This window comes from Pseudoalteromonas amylolytica (assembly GCF_001854605.1).
Taxonomy (GTDB): domain Bacteria; phylum Pseudomonadota; class Gammaproteobacteria; order Enterobacterales; family Alteromonadaceae; genus Pseudoalteromonas; species Pseudoalteromonas amylolytica.
The window spans coordinates 28,282-47,029 of record NZ_MKJU01000024.1; the positions used below are offsets into that span (position 1 = coordinate 28,282).

Consider the following 18,748-nt stretch of genomic DNA (forward strand, 5'->3'; position numbering starts at 1 on the left):
CATGAATTTAAAACTTTTAGAGCAATTAGAAAACGCAGTCATTAAAGCCCCATTGAATTTCGATTTTGGCGGTGTGAACTTTCAATTTACGGCTCATATTAAAATGATCAGCACTGAACGCATCGATGAGCTAACAGTAACACAGCGCGCCGAAGACAAAGAGCTGGTGACTGAATTACTCGTTGGTTGGGATGATTTTGTTGATCAAGGTGAAACGGTAGCATTTTCGCACGAGGTGCTAGCGCAGTTGCTGAAGTATGGCGGGATAGCTGGGCGCTTAGCTGCGGAGTGTATTAACGCGCAGTATCGAGTGCAAGAAAAAAACTAACTGATGTTGCCAAGTGGTTTTTGGGCGACTTGGCAGCAAGCAAGACAGTAGACGATGATTTGGCCCACTTTGGTGGGCCGATTACTAAGCCCCAAAAAAATGAGCTGTATGTATTGCCGCAGAACTGGCCTGCAGTGAATGCCCTAACATTGGCAAGCTCACAATGGCAATACTGTAAAGACGGTGTCGAAATTGGTTTAGATTACGCGCGGGCAGAAATAGCCTGGCGCTATGCAGAGCTTAAATTAACGCCCTCCGACTTTAACAAACTGCAATTTTTAGAGCGCACAATAATAACAATACAAAGGCAAGGCGATGAGCAACAAAGATTTGAATCTGGCCCTACGTTTACGATACGAAGGTAAATCGGTCACATCAGGTACCGCACGCAATGTGCGCGATTTAAATCAATTGCCGGTTGCCATACGAAAACAAGTGGCTGCAAACGAGCGACTAGGTGCAAGCCAGGCATCGCTGATGCGACAACAAACCTCTATGGGCCATCAACTCGGTATTTTGCAAAGCGGTTACCATGGTTTAGCGGGGGCGATATCTGGTATTGTAAGTTTAGGCTCTGCCGCGATGTTTGTGCGCGACACAGGTAACGCGCAGTTGCTCGATACGCGGCTAAGGGGGTTAACCAGCTCAGCGCGTGAGTATAATGCGGTGCAAAACTATCTATTTGCAACAGCCGATAGGCTAAACACAAGCTACACCACCCTTGCTGATTCGTACTCTAAAATACTCAACTTGCAAGATGTCGGTATTATAACTCAAAGCCAAGGCATACAAATACTTGAGGGCTTTGCTAATGCGGCCGCTAAAACAGGCGCTGGTAACGAGCAGCTAAAACAAAGCTTGTTTGGTATGACTCAAGGTATGACGACGGGTGTGCTTAAGGCAGAAGAGCTAAACCAAGTGACTGAACCACTCCCAGGCTTGTTGCAAAAGTTAGATAAAGCGGCAGGCACAGCTGCAGGCGGCTTTAGACACATGGTGAATGATGGCAAAGTCACCAGTCAAATGTTTAAGCGCTACCTCATCAAAGCGTTAAATGAGTATGCAGGCGCGGCCGAGGCCACTGAGGGCAAAATTAACGCAAGCTTTGCGGAAATGGGCAACGAGTATCAGCGTTTAATACGTGAGTATGAAAAGCCCGTAAACTTTGCGGTTACTAACGTAGTTAGTGTGATTAAAAGCGCGATGGTTGAGCTACGTGAAAATAAGAGCTTGGTTGAGGGGCTAACCACATCGGCCACGGCGCTTGCCATTGTGCTTGGCTCAAAATTGGTGGGCAGTGCTGCACAATCCGCCACTGCGTTTGCAAGCCAAGCTATTTCGAAAAACAGAGCACTACAAGCAAGTTTAGCACTCGCAGCACAAGAGCAACGCAGTGCTGTAATACAGCATAAAGCAGCGGTACAAGCGCAGCAATTTGCACAACATCAACTAAACGTAGCCCGCACAACAGAGCTAAGAAGCCGCGCCATTGCGCAATTAGCGATTGCAAATCAACGCGCTGTAGCAACGCAAGCGACTCTCACAGCAGCTACAAATACGTATACCGCTGCGGCTAGTCGAGCCAGTGTTGCTGCTCGTGCTGCGTCTGGCGCAATGGCACTAATGGGTGGACCAGTTGGGGCAGCAATGATGGCAGGTTTAGCCATTGCCTACTTTGCGACACAAGGTGATACAGGCGCACGTTCAGCAAGCGAATTGAAAGGTAGAGTTGATGAACTAGCGGGCGGATTTGATAAATTAACAACTAAAGCACGTGCTGCAAGGCTTGTTGAAGTAAACCGCACATTTGAATCAACCAGCGAGCAAATCCAAAAAGCTAAGCAAGAGATAAAGCAGCTAAAACATGAGGTTGAAAACGGGATCTTAATCTCTAACAATTCAATTTTTGGGGTTGGCCAAATGGCCCGTCTTTCTCTTAGCAAAAATCAAATCAAAGAATCTAACGAAAAAATTACATTACAAGAGGCCCAAGTTGAGAAGTTGGTTGCAGAGCAAAATCGTTTGCTTGAGCTACAAAAAAAGCTGAAGGCAGAAATTGCAAAACCAGAGCCAAAGCTCGAAGGCAAAAAGCCAGAAGTAACAGCCCAAAGTGAACTACCCGAAAACATCAAACGCTTACAAGCCAGCTTGCTCAGTGAAGAAGCAGCACTTAAACACAGTTACAACAAACGCAAAAAGATGGTTGAAACGGCGCGTGATAATGATGCGGCTAACACCAATAAATACAACGCCATCTTAAAGCAACTTGAGGCGAAATATAGCGATGATTTAATACAGCTTAAAGAGAAAAAAGAAGCTGAAAAAACACGTATACAAAACCAAGCGGAACGTAAACGTAAAAACGACCAACGGGCAGCGCTTGAAAACCGCATTGCGCAAGTTAAAGGCTTTGCTAACCGTGAAGCACTGGAAGCTTACAATAGTACGTTGCAAGTTGAGCAAGCTCGACAGCAAGCGCGCATCGATGCAAAACGACGTGGGCAACTTGGTTTAGCTGCGAATGACGATGCAGGTGAAATAAAATACAACACAGATAATGAGATTAGAGACTTAGAACGCCAGCAAGAACTACTGGCTGCTGAAGGTTTTCAATCGGAGATGGAAAAGCGCGAATGGGATCATCAAGAGCGCTTGATGCAGCTAAAAACTAAAAATACGGGGGCGTTGCAACAACACCTTGTTCAATTTGCAAACTGGGAGAAGAAAAACGCTGCTGAAAAATCTGATGCTGTATTAGGATTAGGTGCGGCAGGTTTACAAGCGCTTGGGCAGCAAAGCAAAACCGCCTTTAAAATGTACAAAGCGTTTGCAATTAGCCAGGCACTAATCAAAACCTATGAGTCAGCAACAGGCGCTTATGCTGCGCTATCCCCTATTCCGGTGGTCGGCCCTGCCCTTGGTGCGGCAGCCGCAGCTGCTGCGGTGGCTATGGGTATGGCCCAAGTTAGGCAAATTAAAGCACAGCAACCCGCAGGTATTGCACACGGTGGTTTAGATTACGTACCAAACGAAAGCACCTATCTACTACAGCGGGGCGAGCGTGTTCTTTCACCTAAGCAAAACGTAGAAATTAGTTCAATGGCTCGCCATTACAACGCGGGTGAACGGCAGGGAAATGCTGGTCCTATCAACTTTAACATTACCAATCAGATTGTAGTACAAGGCGGCGCAGATGAAGCGAGTTCTAATCGCGTTGGACAAGATATAGGTAAGCAAATCACCGCGTTGATCGTTAAAGACATTCAAGAGAATGGTGTTATTATCAAGTCAATTAGAAGTGCGGCTTAGATTAAGGGAAATGACTTGTATACATTAATTTTAACAATTTTCATCATTTGCATTATTTTATCTAAGCGGCGTTGGCCAGATATCGTATCAAAATTATTCAATAGGTTTTTTTTAGGTTTTTTGCTCATTTTTTCTTTAGCTATTCTGCTCATCTATGAGATAAGCTTCGGTATTGATTCGAGTAATACTCATGACTTTGAATTGTGGGAAAGCGTCGCCGTTTATTTTAACAACATGCTACAACCCATTTTACTCGCTGCGAGTATATTTCTTCTCTACAAGACATGGCGAACAAGCGAAACTGAGTTAAAAGAAACAAGAGAGGTCCTAAAATCTCAAACAAAAGCTCAGTACACCCAACATAACTTTGAAATTTTTAGCCATCGCTTAGAAAAGTTTAAAGAAGTTGGAAATACCAACTTAAGTACCTTTCATTACAAAAATGTTTTTTATGAATTAGTGGGAGAATTAACCAATACATCTCATCCTCGATTCAGTAAAATTCACAATTATGCGAATGAAACTCTAAAAAGTGACCGATCCAGTCAAGAAACTGTAAGCAAAGCTCTAAAATTTTTAGGGGTTGAGAACGAGTTTTATGATAACGCTGATGATGAACAGACAACAATTTTATTGCATCTTTCGTATATAATTTATAACAGTAAAAAAACACCTCTTGAATTAATACACGGGGGAGCTGTTGATTCAGTAAATGATGTAAACATTCAGGTAGAAGCTGAAACATTTATCCCTTACAAACATTATGTAAATTGTGCTTTGTTAGCCGATTTTGCCAAGCATTACTCCCAATCCCCTCATGAAGCAGAATTTATGGTGCGGTTTAGAAAACTTCTAACACACATAATGGAAATAAAGTGCGATGTTACTAGAAAGCTCCTTTCAGAAGAGCTCTTATGCACAATTAGCTACCGGAGGTTGGAGCAAAGCTTATCAGTTGTTCCAGATCTCTTTGAGGATGATTTGTTAAGTTTTATCAGGTCTGAACTAAGAGAGCGCTCAACCATGTAAACCACTTTCCACCCTCCCTCACCGCTCCATAATTTTTATACTCGCTCTAACGATTCGAACACGAGCGATGAGAAATAATGGAGCATTTACCACTCCCCAAACCCCCAAAATCTTGTGTATTTAGGCTAGTACCTAATAGCCAGTTACACGTTAATAAAGCGAATAACGCCACCGAAGTATTTGATAATGAGGGTGCATACTGGGAATTTGAAATTGAACTGAACAATGTGCCTGAAGCTGAAGCGTTGGTGCTCGACGCGTTTTTAGCAAAGCTGCGCGGCTCAGTTGGTGCGTTCCTAATGCATGACTATCGCTACGAGCAAACACAGTTAACCACAAATGCGTATGTAAGCGGTTCATACCAGGACGGTAATACACTTGCTGTTACTAACCTACCTGCTGGCCAAACTTACGCGCGTGCAGGCGCAAAGATTCAAATCGGCACGGGCGCTGCCGCAGAGCTAAAAATCCTCACACAAGATGTTGTACCAGCAAGTTATGGCGCAACCATGCTGCACTTTGAGTCGCCCATGCGCCGCATTCCAGCGCATAACACCCCTGTTTACTTTCGCCGTCCTGCGGGCGTGTTTCGGCTCGCTGATAACAAGCAAGGTTTGGCTGATGTGCAGTATAAAAATGGCATTGTAACGAGCTGGCGAATTAAAGGGCGGGAGGTGTTTTAATGGAGGCTGTCAAACTCTCGCTGATTGAGAAGCTACCAGCTGGCCGTATGCGCTATTTTGTGCGTTTAAATTTGCCCGATGGTGATTTGCTGTTACACACAGGTGTTGGCGAACGCCGCTTTTTAGATGCCACTTGGCTCGGTTTGGGTGCACTTGGCCAAGTGAGCGAAATACCCGCCAATGACTCAAATACGGTAAGCAGCATTCGCCTATCGCTCACCACCCCAAACTCTGACATTTTGGGCGAAGTTGCCGCCAATGACCCCATCGGCTCACAAGTGGATATTTACCTCGTGAGTGTTGATGAACATTACCGCGTAGATGAATACCAGTTAATCGAGAGCGGCTTTATTGCAACGTGTGACACCGAGCGCGGTGCACTCTCAAAAATTACCCTATCTGTTACGGGCGAGTCACAGCGCTGGCAGCAGGCCCGATTACATCAACGTTGGAATGATGCAACACAAAAAGCACTTTACCCGGGGGATGAATTTTTCTCAGAGCACGCATCAACCGTTGAAAATGTGTTGCCAGACACGCAACCAGGTGGACGTGTTGGAGGGCATGATGCATACCGTCGTCACTAATTTAAATGAGTATCTAGAAAGCTGTTGGGCGAAATCATTTGCGTTTGGCCAGTTTGATTGCTGTTTGTTTGTAGCAGACTGGATTAAGTATGTACGCGGCTTTGACCCTGCCCCAGAGCGTGGCACTTACACTACGCTTAAACAGGGTTTAAACATCATTAAAAACGACTTTAAACACACATTTGAGCAACGTTTAAACGTGAAACCTACATCTGTGGGTTTTGCCCAGCGTGGCGATGTGGCTTTGTGTGAACATGAAAATGAGTTAGTCGGTGGTATCGTTGGCCTTGGCTGCGTGTATTGCGTGTCTGATGAGGGGGTAACTACCCTGCCCCTAAACTCTCTGCGCTACGTTTATGCGCTGGAGGATATCCATGAGTAAGGTGGTAGGAAAAGTTGGAGATGTAGCTGAGAGCATATGGGATGCGACAGTTGGGGCCGTGTTTGATAAATTAATGCCTGATATTGACCAGCCAGAGCAAGACAAAGCAACACTCGCTAAAGGCTTACAAAAAGGCATTGATAAACCACGCCGTATCACATTTGGCCGTGACCGTATTGGCGGTGTAATTGCACACCAAGCTACAGTTGAACGTGGCGACAAAGAAATCATTCAGCTGATTGTCCTGATCAACGGCGCGCCCATTGATGCACTGGAAGGTATCTACATTGCCAATAAACCACTCTCAGACTATACGGCGGGCACTTATGACTACGTTCTTGCAGACGGTAGACACACAAGTGCTATACAACTGGCTGTGCAGCGTATGGAGGGGTGGACGACTCAGCATATTGGACATGGCCAAGCGCACATCTATTTAGAGTTTGAGAACAATCGTGATGAATTTCCCGACGGAATTAGTGACTGTGAGTTCTTAATACGCGGTGCACGTGTATGGGACCCGCGCGACACAAGCCAAAACCCAGACAATGCATCAACATGGAAATGGTCACAAAATGCAGTGCTATGCACCCTGCACTACGTGCGGTTCTACGGCGCGAATCATGTACCAACAAATCATTTGCCGTTGAACTGGTGGAAAGCAGCAGCCAACGTATGTGATGAGCAAGTACCCTACACCACAGCCAGTGGCCAAACTAAACACGAACCACGCTACACCGTCAACGGTACGTTTTCATTTACGTCAAAGCCTCTCGAAGTGTTGCAGCAGCTAGAGCGTAGTTTTGCTGGGAAAGTTTTCAGGCAAATGGGCCATTGGTATGTTCGGGTCGGTGCCTGGTATGGCAACCCGTCGTACACAGTCACAATGGCGGATATTCGCGGTGATGTAAAAATCAAATGGCACGCTGATTTGCGTTCGCGCGCAAACATCGTGCGCGCCCAGTTTGTTGATCCAAACCAGCAATATGAGCGTACCGATGCCCCGCCAATTGTTGCTGACGGGTATTTGAATTCCGATGGCCAGCAACTGGAACAAACGTTAAACCTACCGTTTGTGCGCAGTAGCGCGACGGCCCAGCGCCTAGCTGCAATACACCTAGAGCAAACACGACTAGGCGCAATAGAATTGCCACTTAGGCACGTTGGCTTGCGTGCAGCAGTCGGTAGAACCATCAAAGTAAATATACCCGAGTATCATATACACAATAAAACATATCGCGTTGTTGAGCGTAAGTTTAACATCGGTGGCTCTGTCACAATTCAGTGTGTTGAAGACAGCCCAGGCATTTGGCAAGACGGTATGGTACCAGGTGTAAAAGACCTGACACCAAACACAAACTACGTGCCAGGACAACTCAAGCCCGTTGAGGCGTTAACCGCCTCATTGCGTTCCGATGGGCAATACCAACTAACATGGACACACGACACGCCCGATGCCGTTGAGCACTATCTCGTTGATGTGTATTTGTTAGAGCCGTTAGACGAAGAACCTGAGCCAGATGCTGAGCTACCACTAAAACGCGAGATGAGCCGTGTTGACCGACAGCGCGTTAACTTCCCAATTGCGCTACTGAGAAACCTACAGGTTGGCGAGTACATCGTAAAAGTGAGCGCGGTGAATGTACGCGGTAAGTCCAGTGTCCCCAACGCGCTTGAATTCGCTATTGATATACCCCAGTCGCCACAGATTAATGTCGACGTCAGCGATGTGAGTGTGACGCTTTCAGCCGTGTTAAATGATGACACGCTGGGTACTACGGTTGAATGGCAGTGGCTCGGCACCGAGGACGACCCTACAACTAGCCCTATAGTGACGTCTAACGTTTACACAAAAAATGGGTTAACCCCGCGCACAACATATCAATATCAATGCCGCGCAATCAACGAAATTGGCGCGAGTGAATGGACCATTTACAGTGTAACAACAGAAAGTGCTGTTAATCATATTCCTTTATCAACCCTATCATTTGAGCTTGAGCAAAGTCCCTCATGGACAGGCCTTGGTACGGGGTGGATGCCAGATACGCTGGTGCACACAGCGCGCGTCGTATTAATCAACAAAGTGACAAAAGAGGAATTGGCATACCAGGCGTTCACCGTCTCATTAGATGACTCAAACGACGCGCTGATTTTTATAGAACTGACTGACGATAGACTCAACAAAACGGAGTTGCCATTAGAATTAAATATAGATGAGAACGGCACCAGCTCAGTCACAGTCACAGCAACCCATGACAGCGAAATCTCACGTCAAACATTTAGTGTTGTGGGCGTTGGCCCGAAAGATCTTGAAGAAATCACAGAGCGTTTTGAAGAGTTAGATGCGATTGCAGAATCCGTGTTAGAGCAAGCCCTCAACGCTGAACAAATTTTTGATGCTGATTTACACAGCACGCTACAGCTAGAGCAAAAAACAGATACAACGAATGCGACAATCAATGAGTTTGTTGCTGTACAAGCTTCTGAAAATGAGGCCATGGCTCTGAAAGTCAGTACCATCACGTCTGAAGTAGACGCGAATAAAGCGCAAATTGTTGATGTGAGCCAAACGCTGGCGACAACTGAACAAGCGCTAGCAACAAAAATTACACAGTTAACGTCGACTGTAGACAATAATCATGCGCAGCTAACGACGTATTACATCACACGCGCAGACGCAGAAAGTGCTGTTTCACAAGCAAAGACTGAACTACAAAGCCAAGTCGATGCAAATTTGGCGTACCTTAATCAAACGTTTTATACCTCAGCTGATACGGAAGAAGCGATTGCAGCAAAGGTGGATGTACTGCGCTCTGAAGTTGACGGCAACCACGCTCAAATAACTGACAACTACTATACAAAAGTTGCCGCTGATGAAGCGATTGCCGCAAAGGTGGATGTACTGCGCTCTGAAGTTGACGACAACCACGCTCAAATAACTGGCAACTACTATACAAAAGTTGCGGCGGATGAAGCGATAGCAGCGAAGGTGAATGTACTGCGCTCTGAAGTAGACGACACAATTACAGGCCTAGACGAGGTTTATTTTACAAGAGCCGACGAGGATAGCGCATTATCGGAATTTGTTCGCAATGTGAATGTGAGTACGCCAAGCGGCACAGCCAGTGTCGTTAGTGTAATGAGCGCTCATGCTAACCAGCTCGGTGAATTAGAAGCGCGAGCCTCCCTAGGGGTAGATATAAATGGGTATGTGACTGGGTTAGACATCACACCAGGTAAAATGAAATTTGCATCAAATACGTTTGAATGGGCACTTGGTTTAGATCACAGTTTACGCTCAACTAACGGCTGGCTCGCTGGCTACAAAGGTAGCGATTATATGTGGTACATAACAGGTACTGGGGCTGCACAGCTTAGCTCTATGTCTGCAAAGTACAGTATTAGTGTGGGTACAGAAACATCATATTCATCTGTTGGTGCGCGTATCCGCGCTGGCTACACGGGCGTAAACGTTAATGCAGAAAGATGGTCGCTCTATTCTGAAAGCGGTGAAGTTGGCCCGCACACCTCAGCGCATGAAACCCTGCTGCCCAAAGCGCTCACCCCAGAACCTGGGGATATTCTGTGTGATGATGAACTGATGCATATCGCCAGTATCTCTAATGCGATTTGTACTGCCAAAATAAGTAGTACCCCGATGGATGTTACTGCCCGTGGCATTTATACCCGTCGCTACAATTTAACTGACTCACAACCTGCAGGGCTGAAAGGGTTTGAAGAGTGGGAGCAGCTGGCTTATTTATTCGATGTGGCTTGCATCAACGCAGGTGGTGAAGGGGCCATGAATGTGTGCGGCGAAGGCGGCGACTTACAAACGGGCGATTTAATTTGTTCAAGCTCCATGCTTGGCAAAGGCATGCGCCAACCTACCCAAAGTGAAGAGCGTTACACCATTGCACAGGTCCGCCACAACGTCACTTTCGATTCCCCCGACCAAGTGAAGTTGGTCGCCGTTATCTACAAGCGAGGTTAATCATGGCTTACTCTATCGGCGCAATCTCAATACAGCAAAACAGCTCAGTTATCACTGGCACAAACACGTTGTTTGAGCGTGTTGCAAAAACGCAAATTGGCGACCTACTCTATCTCAGAGCGAATGAGCAAGACACGATATTACAAGTAACTGAGGTACTCAGCGACTCTCAGCTACGTGTTGCGTTACTCGATGGCCGACCGTTTAACCCCACAAGCAGTGCAAGCGGTTTGCACTATGGTTTGATACAAAACTTCACGACAACGACCACAGCCAAACTTGCTAAGGGTATTGCGGATTTGCAAAGCAAATGGCACTTGCGTGAAAGTCAGTTAACTGACTGGTTTGTAAGTAGTGAAGATAGCCACTCAATCACCAACTTTTTGGGTGAACAAACCACTATACCCACGCCCACAAAAATAGCCCAGTTGGCTGAGGTGGCGATGACTGCCAGTGCTGATTTATCCACTATGGCACAGGCCATTGCAGATAATAAGCAGAGCTTGGCAAGCGTTGAGCCACGTATTACACAGTTTGATGAGCGCTATCCACAGGTTATGGCTGCCCAGCAAGAGGTGCTTAATAAGCGCAATGAAGTGGTGCTCGCCCACGATGAGGTGCACTTAAAGGCTGCGCAAGTGGCAGAACATACAGCGCAAGTAGCCACAACTGAGCAAACAGTACTGGCGCTACAAGGCGAGATTGAACAAGCTGCTCAGCAGGTTGAGCTTGATAAAACCCACAGCCAAGCTGCGGCAGAGCTATGTGTGGTTGCGCAAAACCAAACACAAAGCGATGCACAAACAGTCAATGCGGATAAAGCCGTAGTAACGCAGCTTAAAGCGGATATGAATGTGTTAAATGATGCGCTCAATGTGGCCATCAGCGATGCGCAGTCACACATTGCTAATAGCGCCGCGCAAACACAAGCGCACGCAACACAAACGCACAGCGATATTGCAAGTACCGCAAGTTCAGCTAAAGACGATGTAACACGTACCGCTGTCAACTTTAGCGAGCAAATCGCGCAGACCGAGCAGCGCGTGCAAGGTCATGCTTTTAAAGCAATCAAGGCGTGCGATAGCAGTGTGATTGCACTGGATGAGGTGGCACATATTGCCTCGTCAGTCAGTGCCGAACTAGCTGAGGTTATGGATGCGAAGTCCGTGTCACTGGCAGCAAGCGAGGCAGTACAATTAGCGGCTCAAACAACCTCATTAGATGCAATACACAGCCAAGCCTATGCATCTTTGTGTGCGCTGAGCGCCAAGCAGCTTAGCGAGCAAAACAGCAAACTCAATACCGCACTCAATAGGTTGTTAAACAACACATTGAGCACTGAACAAATCAACGAATTATTCCCAATTTAGAGGTAATCATGAGCGAAGAACTCACAAACGCCGTCACTGCGCTGCAAAATGTCAGCAACAAACATGAGCAGCTAAATGCCCAATACCAAGGCACCCATGATGCGCTGACAAGCAACACCCAAGCCATGACAGACTGGCAAACCCAATCAGGCACGGTAGAGCTGACCGACCAAAACGGCAACAAACACGCCACACCCACACTAAAAACACTGGTTGCACAAGCGCAAAGCGTGAACCCTCATCCCGATGTAATGAGCAAGGCGCAATTTGAAGCGCTTTGTCAGATGCGCAAACAGCAATATGCGGGTTCAGGGTTTGTTGAGTGGGGCAAGCATAATTCTGGGCATCCAAAAATAAACGAAGGGCTATGGCAGTATGTTGCAGCTGGTGCTGAAAACTCTCTAACACTGGGTGATATAGAGCAAAATACCTATACGGGTATATCTCGCTCATTTAATCCAATTGTTGTGATAGACGGTGTGCAACATGTTGTCGCGTATGTTGGTCGGCCAAATACACAAAACAGACCGACATTCCCCAAAGCCCCCGACGGCACTAAAACCTATGACTCAGCAACAGGCACAGTCACACAACACAGCAATGCTGAGGTTGCCTTTGCCTCAGAGACGGACACCAACAAAGTCATCACTTCTCGCAAAGACTTGGTATTCTTAGAGTCTTGGCATGAAAAAATTGCCGACAAAGATGTGGTTTATCCACTGGGTAATGTTCAATACGGTGCAAGTAGCTATGAAGGCATCACACTTCTTAACAACCTAGTTGCACAAGGCTATAGCGCCTTTGGTGAATGGGACCAAAACACCAAAGGCTATGGCGTAAAATGGTCAACCCTCACAGACGAACAAAAGGCCATATTTTTAGGAGAGCCTGAGCACAATATTTACTTTGACCCTAAAGCCAAAGCGTATATTCAGGTGCGTTATCGAGTGCGGGTTGTTGAAGGGACATGCAATAGTTGGAGTGAGTTACGTCCATCGGTGAGTGAGCGTACAACTGAGTGGGCACTCGTAGACAGACGACGTATAGCATACGTTCAAGGTTCATCAGAAGACATTTCTCCGCGAATATTCTTGATGAAAGGGCATTCTCAAACAACATTAACGAAGGAAGATAAGGGGGTTGCTGAAGGGGAAGGTTCAACAACTGGATTGTTCAGTTACGGTCAGACCAAACCACTCGGAATTCCAATCGCATTAGTTCAACGCTTAAACCAAGGGGCCTACCACCCAAGCTATAACCCAATGGGTGTTTGCGGCTTGGCAACGGTGAGCAACCCTGATAGTCAAGCGCATTGTACTAAGTGGTATCAAGATGTGGTGACACAACCTACTAGCGCAGCAGATTGCTTTGATGTCAATGTTAGTAGAATCCCCTCAGGCGGTTACAATTGGGGATCAATCGAGCTTGGGTGGTCGGGTCGTTCAGACCAATATCAATATTATGATGCGATTTACGCAGGGCAAGTGGAAGACTTACGCTTAAACGCCAATAAACTCGATGTTAATCAGCTTCGCGAAGAGACTATGCGTAAAGCGGTTGCAGGGACGTTGAGAGGCCAAGGCAGCCAGCTATTTACTCGGTTTAAATCATTAAATGAGTTCTTTTTCTCAAATTACAATGTAAATAGTAATGTGTACTTCAGAACTGGACCTGATCATGGCGATGAGCTAATAGATTTTCAGCAGATGGGGTTTGATGTCAATGAATCCATCATGGTGTGGCAACCATCTACTGGATATGTGGGTTATGGCGCACTGACGCAACATACTGGGCATTTATCATTACATCAATCTCAAGAAGGTTTGGGTAAATTAAGCGGAGATTATAAGAGCAGCCTTAGTCGCCATGAGCGCTGCTATATTGCAAGCGTACAAGAGGTGGGATGCTTTGATAATCTACCCTGGGTTGATATCGTCGGCACGCCCGAAAACATAGCAGCAACCTTCCCTGATGGGGTTGTTGGACAATGGCTCCCAAAACAGCCAGATAGCTCAAGTGGTTATCCGCTAAATAAGAAAATGTCAGGCGCATCGTTAAATGCGACCTATACGGCAGATCAGGGCCAAACATGGAACAATCAGAATGTATCGTTTGACGAGACGACCAATACTAATACGAGTAGTTGGGGTTCAGATGATGTAGTGCTATTGAGCTATCAAACACAGGCTTGTTTTACTCATGCAGGCAGTTCTGCACCTATCTTGGGTTCGGTGGGGGATGTTTATGCAACACAGTCAAAATTAGAAATGTACGGTAATCGCCTACAGCCTAGTCTCATTTGCAAAATTGGCACTCGTGCAAATGGTGCATTTATACATGAACAGGTGAAGGTAAGCAGATTCAGTAAACATGCACCAACGGGAAAGTTGTATTGGACAAGCTTATCAGGAGATGAGCCTAGGCATGATGGATTGAGCCTAGACAGCCAGAGTGAGCCATCAAGCGCGATTAAAACGCTTTACACGCTTATTGAAAAAGATGGCTTGTTATACCTGCAATTTAACGGCACAGAACTAAAACATAACGGCACCGACTGGGGAGATGACCAAACAATCCCAATTATCAACGGTGAAAACGTTAAAACCGACATGAACGGCAACACGGTAAAAGTCTTCTGCCACCACACACAAATCCCCATCGGCATTGCATACAACAATTAAGGCCCAGCTATGAGTGAACAAATAACTGAACAAGTAAACGATTCAATTGAAACGCAATTACCCATTGTCACATACTCAGATGTGGCGACTAAACGCACGTTACGCCACCCCGCAGCGCAGATCAAAGCAACGCTTGAGCAGGCAATTGCACAAGAAGAAGCAGAGCACGCGCAAGCCCATGCAGCATGGCAAGCATTATTGGCTGATATTCAAGCACAGATTGAACACGCGCAAGCCCACAATGCTGCAAACCCTGACGACCAGATTGATGTGCCAGAATTGCCAGCAGAGCCTATGATTGATATGGCAAAACGCCGCGCGTGTTATGAGGTTAAAAACGTAGAGGTAGATTTAGAACTCACAACAGAAGCACAAGATTCGCACATTGTTTATGATGATGATGCGCTGATTGCCTATCATCACCCCAAAACCATCGCCCACAGCGATGAACACATTGAAGCTATAAAACGCGAACGATTCAAAACTCAACGCGCTGAAAATGTCGCTGCAATAACAGTCGAAGTCGATAAAATGCTATTTGATGGTGATGAGTTAAGCCAAAGCAGGATGACGCGAGCTATTATTTTAATGTCCGATACAGATACCCAACTTTGGGTTTTAGCTAATAACGAGGTTGTTGAAGTGACTCGCGAACAGTTGAAACAAGCGTGTGTTTTGTCTGCGCAAAAGCAGTCGGAACTTTGGGTGTGAAAAAATTGTATTACACCAAATTCCAACATTGCCATGATTTTAAGTTTTAAAAATTTTAATCCGCTAAAACTGTGGCGATGTTGGAATAGTCCTAGAGCCTCATCAAGAACAGCAAAATCGAAAGAGAAACCATCTGGCATGGCTTTGGCTAAGTTGTGAGATGACTGATAGGTGCAAAGAAGCACTGTTTTTTTAGTGTTTTCTTTCGATGCTTCTAGAGCTTTACTAATACTTTCGTGACTAGAGTGTACCGGTATTTCAAGTTCTTCCTTTTGTATATCGTCAAACACCCCTTGCTCTGAACATATCCCAATCACTTGAGTTGAATCTCGCCAGTATTCTAGTTTTGACCACTCTTCGTATGTTTGCTTCATTAGCCACAGCGACGGCGTAAACACGATGGTGACTTTACTCATTATTTTTTCAGCAATCCAAGCTGATGTAAGGGTTTTGCCTATGCCACATGGCATCACTATCGTGCATAAGTCAGATTTAGCAAGCTCACCCATAGCTTGTGCAATCGCTTCTTTTTGGTGTGTTCTGGGTTGTATTTTCATATATAGCAACTTTTAAATTATGGTTTTAACCGAGGGAAGCTAGGCACTTATGTATTTTTTATCAGTCATGATTAAGATCCCTTCTCGGGGAGTAAAGCGTGTGGCCAATGACAATAAATTGCTTGTTAAGCCACTGTGTTACTTGCGGAAGTTTTACGCCTTGCGCCCGAGCAAACGCGGTTTGATTGCCGTCGAAATACTGTTCAATGTATTGTTTTAATGGCATTAACGCACCTCTTCTAATGTCAATTCACTTTCACAGCCAAGCATTGGCACAATGAATACAGTGCCTTGCTCATCTTGTGCTTCAACTGCTTTGTAACCCATTCTTTTAGCGCACTCCCCCTGTTTTGCCTGAATCCACCAATCATCCTCACCATCTAAGCCGTGGTCAAAAGCGGTATCTCTACCATCTAACATGCGCTCAGCCACTTCCTCATCAACACTTAATACATCACTGATATGTGCAATAAGCTCTTCATCATATAAATCTGAAACGCGTACTATATGCTCTTCATTTAGCTCAAGTGAGTAGACATAAACAGTGTTGCTTGCGGTCATTGTATAAACATCGTGAGAGAAGAATAAACAATCATCAAATGTACCCGTTGCTTTGATGTTGGTGATTTCGTTTGGGCTAGTGTGAAATGCTTTCATTATGTATGTTCCTTCTCTCAGTTGATGAATTCAGTATATAAAGCATTTTACTTTATGTAAAGCGTTTCACTTTATATTTTGCACTTTTTTTATTCGGTGGGTTTTTGTGCGGTTTCGTTGCGCTGCGGAGCATTCCAATCCTACGAGGTTCTGGACTGAATGGACAAATATTAAGGTGATTTAACATAATTCATTTGCGTCTAAATTCAAATGTGTTTTTTTCTAATTCCGAACGCCGCGTTACACTAACGCCTTGTTTTTATTATTTATTGCAACGCACGACTCGTTATCATGAGAATCAAACAGCTAGCCTACAAGCTGAAATTGAGCATTTAAGGGACATTGTGGGTGCGCGAGACAAACTTAAGGAAATGCGCAAAGACTTGATTGCGATAAGTGATCGCTTCACGTTCAAGGATACTATGTTGAAGTTTGAAAGAGATTCATCAAGCGCGTTTGTTGACTATCCTTAAATTAGATTGGTTCCAACAATATATCGTCATATATTGAATAAGACCCGTTTCTAAAGTTAACATACTTACCGCAACTAGTTTGAAACTTAACAGATCCGTCAAAGTAATGTGACAGCTTGAGTTTAAATTACTTTGTCTCCAATTGCTTAATTCTCTGCTCAAACGCGTTAATAATGACTCTTATCCAGTTAATATCATTCTTAAGCGTTGCCACGGTGGCGATATACCCGCCTATATTCGTGCCTATCAATATCATTAAATTAGTGTTCATGTTTCGTACCTCGTTTTAGTCACAGCTGCGATTGAACCAGCCGTAACGGCTTGACCTAACAGTGGCGTAAATTGCGGTTTAAGCACAAAAACCCAATCAAAGATTTGCTCTATGTAGTCTTGATGGTCATCGACATCGCCTTAAGCCATTTAGGGTCTTTAACGCGATAGTTTGTGTCCAATTTCTGAGGGTCTAAGAGGAACCCAGCGTTAGGCACTTTGATATAATTGCTACCATTGTATTTCGGCCAGCGCTTGGCCGATTGGCTTTGTGATGACCTTTGATGACACGTTTATCTTTTGATAGAGCCAGTAGCCAGCACCTAATGTAAGTAATAGCGATAGGTTCTTACTAATAAAGTTACCCATAGAACCCCCATTCAAAGCCCTGCTTGATTTCGTCCATTGTGTACGGCTGCAGGCCGTTCTCCATGTTGACCATTGCCGCTAAAACATTGGGGTGTAGTGGTCAATACTTTTTGGCCACCTCGTTATAAGTTTCCCAGTATTGCTTTTCTTTCATAATCGGTGAGCAACCATTATTGTGTTTGTGAGGTCGATACCGATTGTAATAACCCACTATATATTGCGAAATTGCTCCCGATGCCTCAGCCATACTTCGATATCCCACTCTAGGCATCCATTCTGTTTTAAAACTTCTAAAAAAGCGCTCCATTGGCGCATTATCCCAACAGTTTCCTCTGCGTGAAAGACTTTGCTTCATGCCATAACGCCAGAGTAACTGACGAAAGCTCTTGCTCGTATAATGACAGCCCTGATCACTATGGAATAGCACTCGCTTTGGGTTACCTCGGCTTTCATAAGCCATTCTTAAAGCTTTTTTCGTTAGGTCACTGTCCGGTCGAGCTGATGTTGCCCAACCTACAACTTTGCGAGCGTAAAGGTCAATTACAACAGCCAGGTATAGCCAACGAGAACCGCACCAGACATAGGTAACATCACCACACCAAACTTGATCTGGTGCTTGTGTGCTAAATGCTCTTTTCAATAAATTAGGTATGCTTAAGTGCTCTTTTTCTGCCTTGGAATACTTATGCGTTGGCATTTGACGACTAACCAATCCCTCTTGTTTCATCAGCTTACTCACCAACCAGCGGCTCGCTTTGAAGCCTGACTTTGCGAGCAGTTGAACCAAGGTTCGTTGGCCTGCGGAGCCATGACTTAGCCCAAACCAACGTTTCATTTCGGCAATTAAACGTAGCCGCTCGGGCGCTATAGTATGTGGTGTTTCGCGCCAATATCGGTAACTACTGCGCTGTACTTTAAATACAGCACACAAACGCTTCACAGGCCAGCTCTCTTGAAGGGAGCGGATCAGCGCAAACCTTTGATGGAGTCCTGCATCAAGAGAGCTGAAGCCTTTTTTAGGATCTCATTGTCCTCTTCTAGGCGTTTGAGTTTACGCTCAAGTTCGCGGATTTTAAGTTGGTCAGGGGTCAGGGGAGTCGCACTAGTGAGGTTACCGTTACGCTCTTCTTTTAGCTGGCGTGCCCACTTATCGACAGTGGATTTACCTAATCCCATCGCCTCGGCAACGTCTCTAACAGAGCGTTGTTCATCGACGACTTGTTGAGCGACTTCGAGTCTAAATTCAGGAGAATAAGTTGGACGAGTTCTTTTTGTCATATTTGCACCTAATCAGTTATGGTGATTCTATCACCTCTAATCAGGTGGCCAAATTTATTGTGCCACTACA

At 45.4% G+C, this 18,748-nt stretch carries 16 protein-coding genes and 1 pseudogene; 11 read left to right on the forward strand and 6 right to left on the reverse strand.

From position 1 onward, the window contains the following. Window position 1: 1 nt before the first annotated feature. From BET10_RS06355 to BET10_RS21780, 11 genes are all read left to right on the forward strand, one after another. Window positions 2-328, forward strand: a complete 327-nt coding sequence (locus BET10_RS06355; RefSeq protein ID WP_070984137.1) for a hypothetical protein — start codon at window positions 2-4, stop codon at window positions 326-328. A gap of 29 nt (window positions 329-357) precedes the next feature. Then, window positions 358-693 (forward strand): DUF1799 domain-containing protein, encoded by a 336-nt coding sequence (locus BET10_RS06360; protein ID WP_240503657.1) that lies wholly within the window; start codon window positions 358-360, stop codon window positions 691-693. Further along, window positions 644-3,637, forward strand: a complete 2,994-nt coding sequence (locus BET10_RS06365; protein ID WP_070984141.1) for a tape measure protein — start codon at window positions 644-646, stop codon at window positions 3,635-3,637. Before BET10_RS06360 ends, BET10_RS06365 begins: the two co-directional genes overlap by 50 nt. A gap of 15 nt (window positions 3,638-3,652) precedes the next feature. Then, the gene (locus tag BET10_RS06370; RefSeq protein ID WP_070984144.1) at window positions 3,653-4,666 is read left to right on the forward strand and encodes a hypothetical protein; all 1,014 of its coding nucleotides are present in this window, start codon (window positions 3,653-3,655) and stop codon (window positions 4,664-4,666) included. A gap of 77 nt (window positions 4,667-4,743) precedes the next feature. Continuing rightward, window positions 4,744-5,349: a hypothetical protein gene (locus BET10_RS06375; RefSeq protein ID WP_070984146.1), complete on the forward strand. Its 606-nt coding sequence runs from the start codon at window positions 4,744-4,746 to the stop codon at window positions 5,347-5,349. Next, on the forward strand, window positions 5,349-5,936 hold the full coding sequence (locus BET10_RS06380) for a hypothetical protein (RefSeq protein WP_070984148.1): 588 nt from the start codon (window positions 5,349-5,351) through the stop codon (window positions 5,934-5,936). Before BET10_RS06375 ends, BET10_RS06380 begins: the two co-directional genes overlap by 1 nt. Then, complete coding sequence (locus BET10_RS06385) at window positions 5,914-6,318, forward strand: DUF6950 family protein (protein ID WP_070984150.1); 405 nt, start codon at window positions 5,914-5,916, stop codon at window positions 6,316-6,318. The genes BET10_RS06380 and BET10_RS06385 overlap by 23 nt, the downstream gene beginning before the upstream one ends. Beyond that, on the forward strand, window positions 6,311-10,312 hold the full coding sequence (locus BET10_RS06390) for a hypothetical protein (protein WP_070984152.1): 4,002 nt from the start codon (window positions 6,311-6,313) through the stop codon (window positions 10,310-10,312). The genes BET10_RS06385 and BET10_RS06390 overlap by 8 nt, the downstream gene beginning before the upstream one ends. Before the next feature lie 2 nt (window positions 10,313-10,314). After that, complete coding sequence (locus tag BET10_RS06395; protein ID WP_070984154.1) at window positions 10,315-11,682, forward strand: hypothetical protein; 1,368 nt, start codon at window positions 10,315-10,317, stop codon at window positions 11,680-11,682. An 8-nt stretch (window positions 11,683-11,690) separates the two neighbouring features. Next, a complete protein-coding gene (locus tag BET10_RS06400; RefSeq protein WP_070984156.1) occupies window positions 11,691-14,363 on the forward strand; it encodes a hypothetical protein in 2,673 nt (890 codons plus the stop codon). 9 nt (window positions 14,364-14,372) lie between these two features. Then, on the forward strand, window positions 14,373-15,074 hold the full coding sequence (locus tag BET10_RS21780) for a DUF4376 domain-containing protein (RefSeq protein ID WP_070984158.1): 702 nt from the start codon (window positions 14,373-14,375) through the stop codon (window positions 15,072-15,074). 107 nt (window positions 15,075-15,181) lie between these two features. Here BET10_RS21780 and BET10_RS22070 read toward each other — a convergent pair. The 6 genes and pseudogenes from BET10_RS22070 to BET10_RS06425 all read right to left on the reverse strand — a co-directional run. Further along, a pseudogene (locus BET10_RS22070) lies at window positions 15,182-15,631 on the reverse strand (DEAD/DEAH box helicase family protein); the annotation flags it as partial. 61 nt (window positions 15,632-15,692) lie between these two features. Continuing rightward, a complete protein-coding gene (locus BET10_RS21325; protein WP_139158573.1) occupies window positions 15,693-15,857 on the reverse strand; it encodes a helix-turn-helix domain-containing protein in 165 nt (54 codons plus the stop codon). Then, complete coding sequence (locus BET10_RS06410; RefSeq protein ID WP_070984161.1) at window positions 15,857-16,288, reverse strand: AcrIF11 family anti-CRISPR ADP-ribosyltransferase; 432 nt, start codon at window positions 16,286-16,288, stop codon at window positions 15,857-15,859. Before BET10_RS06410 ends, BET10_RS21325 begins: the two co-directional genes overlap by 1 nt. A 600-nt stretch (window positions 16,289-16,888) precedes the next feature. After that, the gene (locus BET10_RS21450) at window positions 16,889-17,032 is read right to left on the reverse strand and encodes a hypothetical protein (protein ID WP_170829119.1); all 144 of its coding nucleotides are present in this window, start codon (window positions 17,030-17,032) and stop codon (window positions 16,889-16,891) included. Between the two features lie 230 nt (window positions 17,033-17,262). Next, window positions 17,263-17,400 carry a hypothetical protein gene (locus tag BET10_RS21785; protein ID WP_240503658.1) on the reverse strand — a complete coding sequence of 46 codons (138 nt, stop codon included), beginning with the start codon at window positions 17,398-17,400 and terminating at the stop codon, window positions 17,263-17,265. Window positions 17,401-17,500: 100 nt separating this feature from the next. Continuing rightward, window positions 17,501-18,678, reverse strand: a protein-coding gene (locus BET10_RS06425; RefSeq protein WP_096348924.1) for an IS3 family transposase whose coding sequence is annotated in 2 segments (ribosomal slippage) — window positions 17,501-18,420 and window positions 18,420-18,678 — 1,179 coding nt in all. Because the reading frame shifts where the segments join, the coding sequence is not laid out codon by codon here. Between the last annotated feature and the right edge of the window lie 70 nt (window positions 18,679-18,748).

Excerpts from the sequence above, each read along its gene's own strand:
- BET10_RS06355 (WP_070984137.1), top strand. The coding sequence starts at position 2 with ATGAATTTAAAACTTTTAGAGCAATTAGAAAACGCAGTCATTAAAGCC.
- BET10_RS06365 (WP_070984141.1), top strand. The coding sequence starts at position 644 with ATGAGCAACAAAGATTTGAATCTGGCCCTACGTTTACGATACGAAGGT.
- BET10_RS06375 (WP_070984146.1), top strand. The coding sequence starts at position 4,744 with ATGGAGCATTTACCACTCCCCAAACCCCCAAAATCTTGTGTATTTAGG.
- BET10_RS06380 (WP_070984148.1), top strand. The coding sequence starts at position 5,349 with ATGGAGGCTGTCAAACTCTCGCTGATTGAGAAGCTACCAGCTGGCCGT.
- BET10_RS06385 (WP_070984150.1), top strand. The coding sequence starts at position 5,914 with ATGATGCATACCGTCGTCACTAATTTAAATGAGTATCTAGAAAGCTGT.
- BET10_RS06390 (WP_070984152.1), top strand. The coding sequence starts at position 6,311 with ATGAGTAAGGTGGTAGGAAAAGTTGGAGATGTAGCTGAGAGCATATGG.
- BET10_RS06395 (WP_070984154.1), top strand. The coding sequence starts at position 10,315 with ATGGCTTACTCTATCGGCGCAATCTCAATACAGCAAAACAGCTCAGTT.
- BET10_RS06400 (WP_070984156.1), top strand. The coding sequence starts at position 11,691 with ATGAGCGAAGAACTCACAAACGCCGTCACTGCGCTGCAAAATGTCAGC.
- BET10_RS21780 (WP_070984158.1), top strand. The coding sequence starts at position 14,373 with ATGAGTGAACAAATAACTGAACAAGTAAACGATTCAATTGAAACGCAA.
- BET10_RS21325 (WP_139158573.1), bottom strand. The coding sequence starts at position 15,857 with ATGCCATTAAAACAATACATTGAACAGTATTTCGACGGCAATCAAACC.
- BET10_RS06410 (WP_070984161.1), bottom strand. The coding sequence starts at position 16,288 with ATGAAAGCATTTCACACTAGCCCAAACGAAATCACCAACATCAAAGCA.
- BET10_RS21450 (WP_170829119.1), bottom strand. The coding sequence starts at position 17,032 with ATGAACACTAATTTAATGATATTGATAGGCACGAATATAGGCGGGTAT.
- BET10_RS21785 (WP_240503658.1), bottom strand. The coding sequence starts at position 17,400 with ATGGGTAACTTTATTAGTAAGAACCTATCGCTATTACTTACATTAGGT.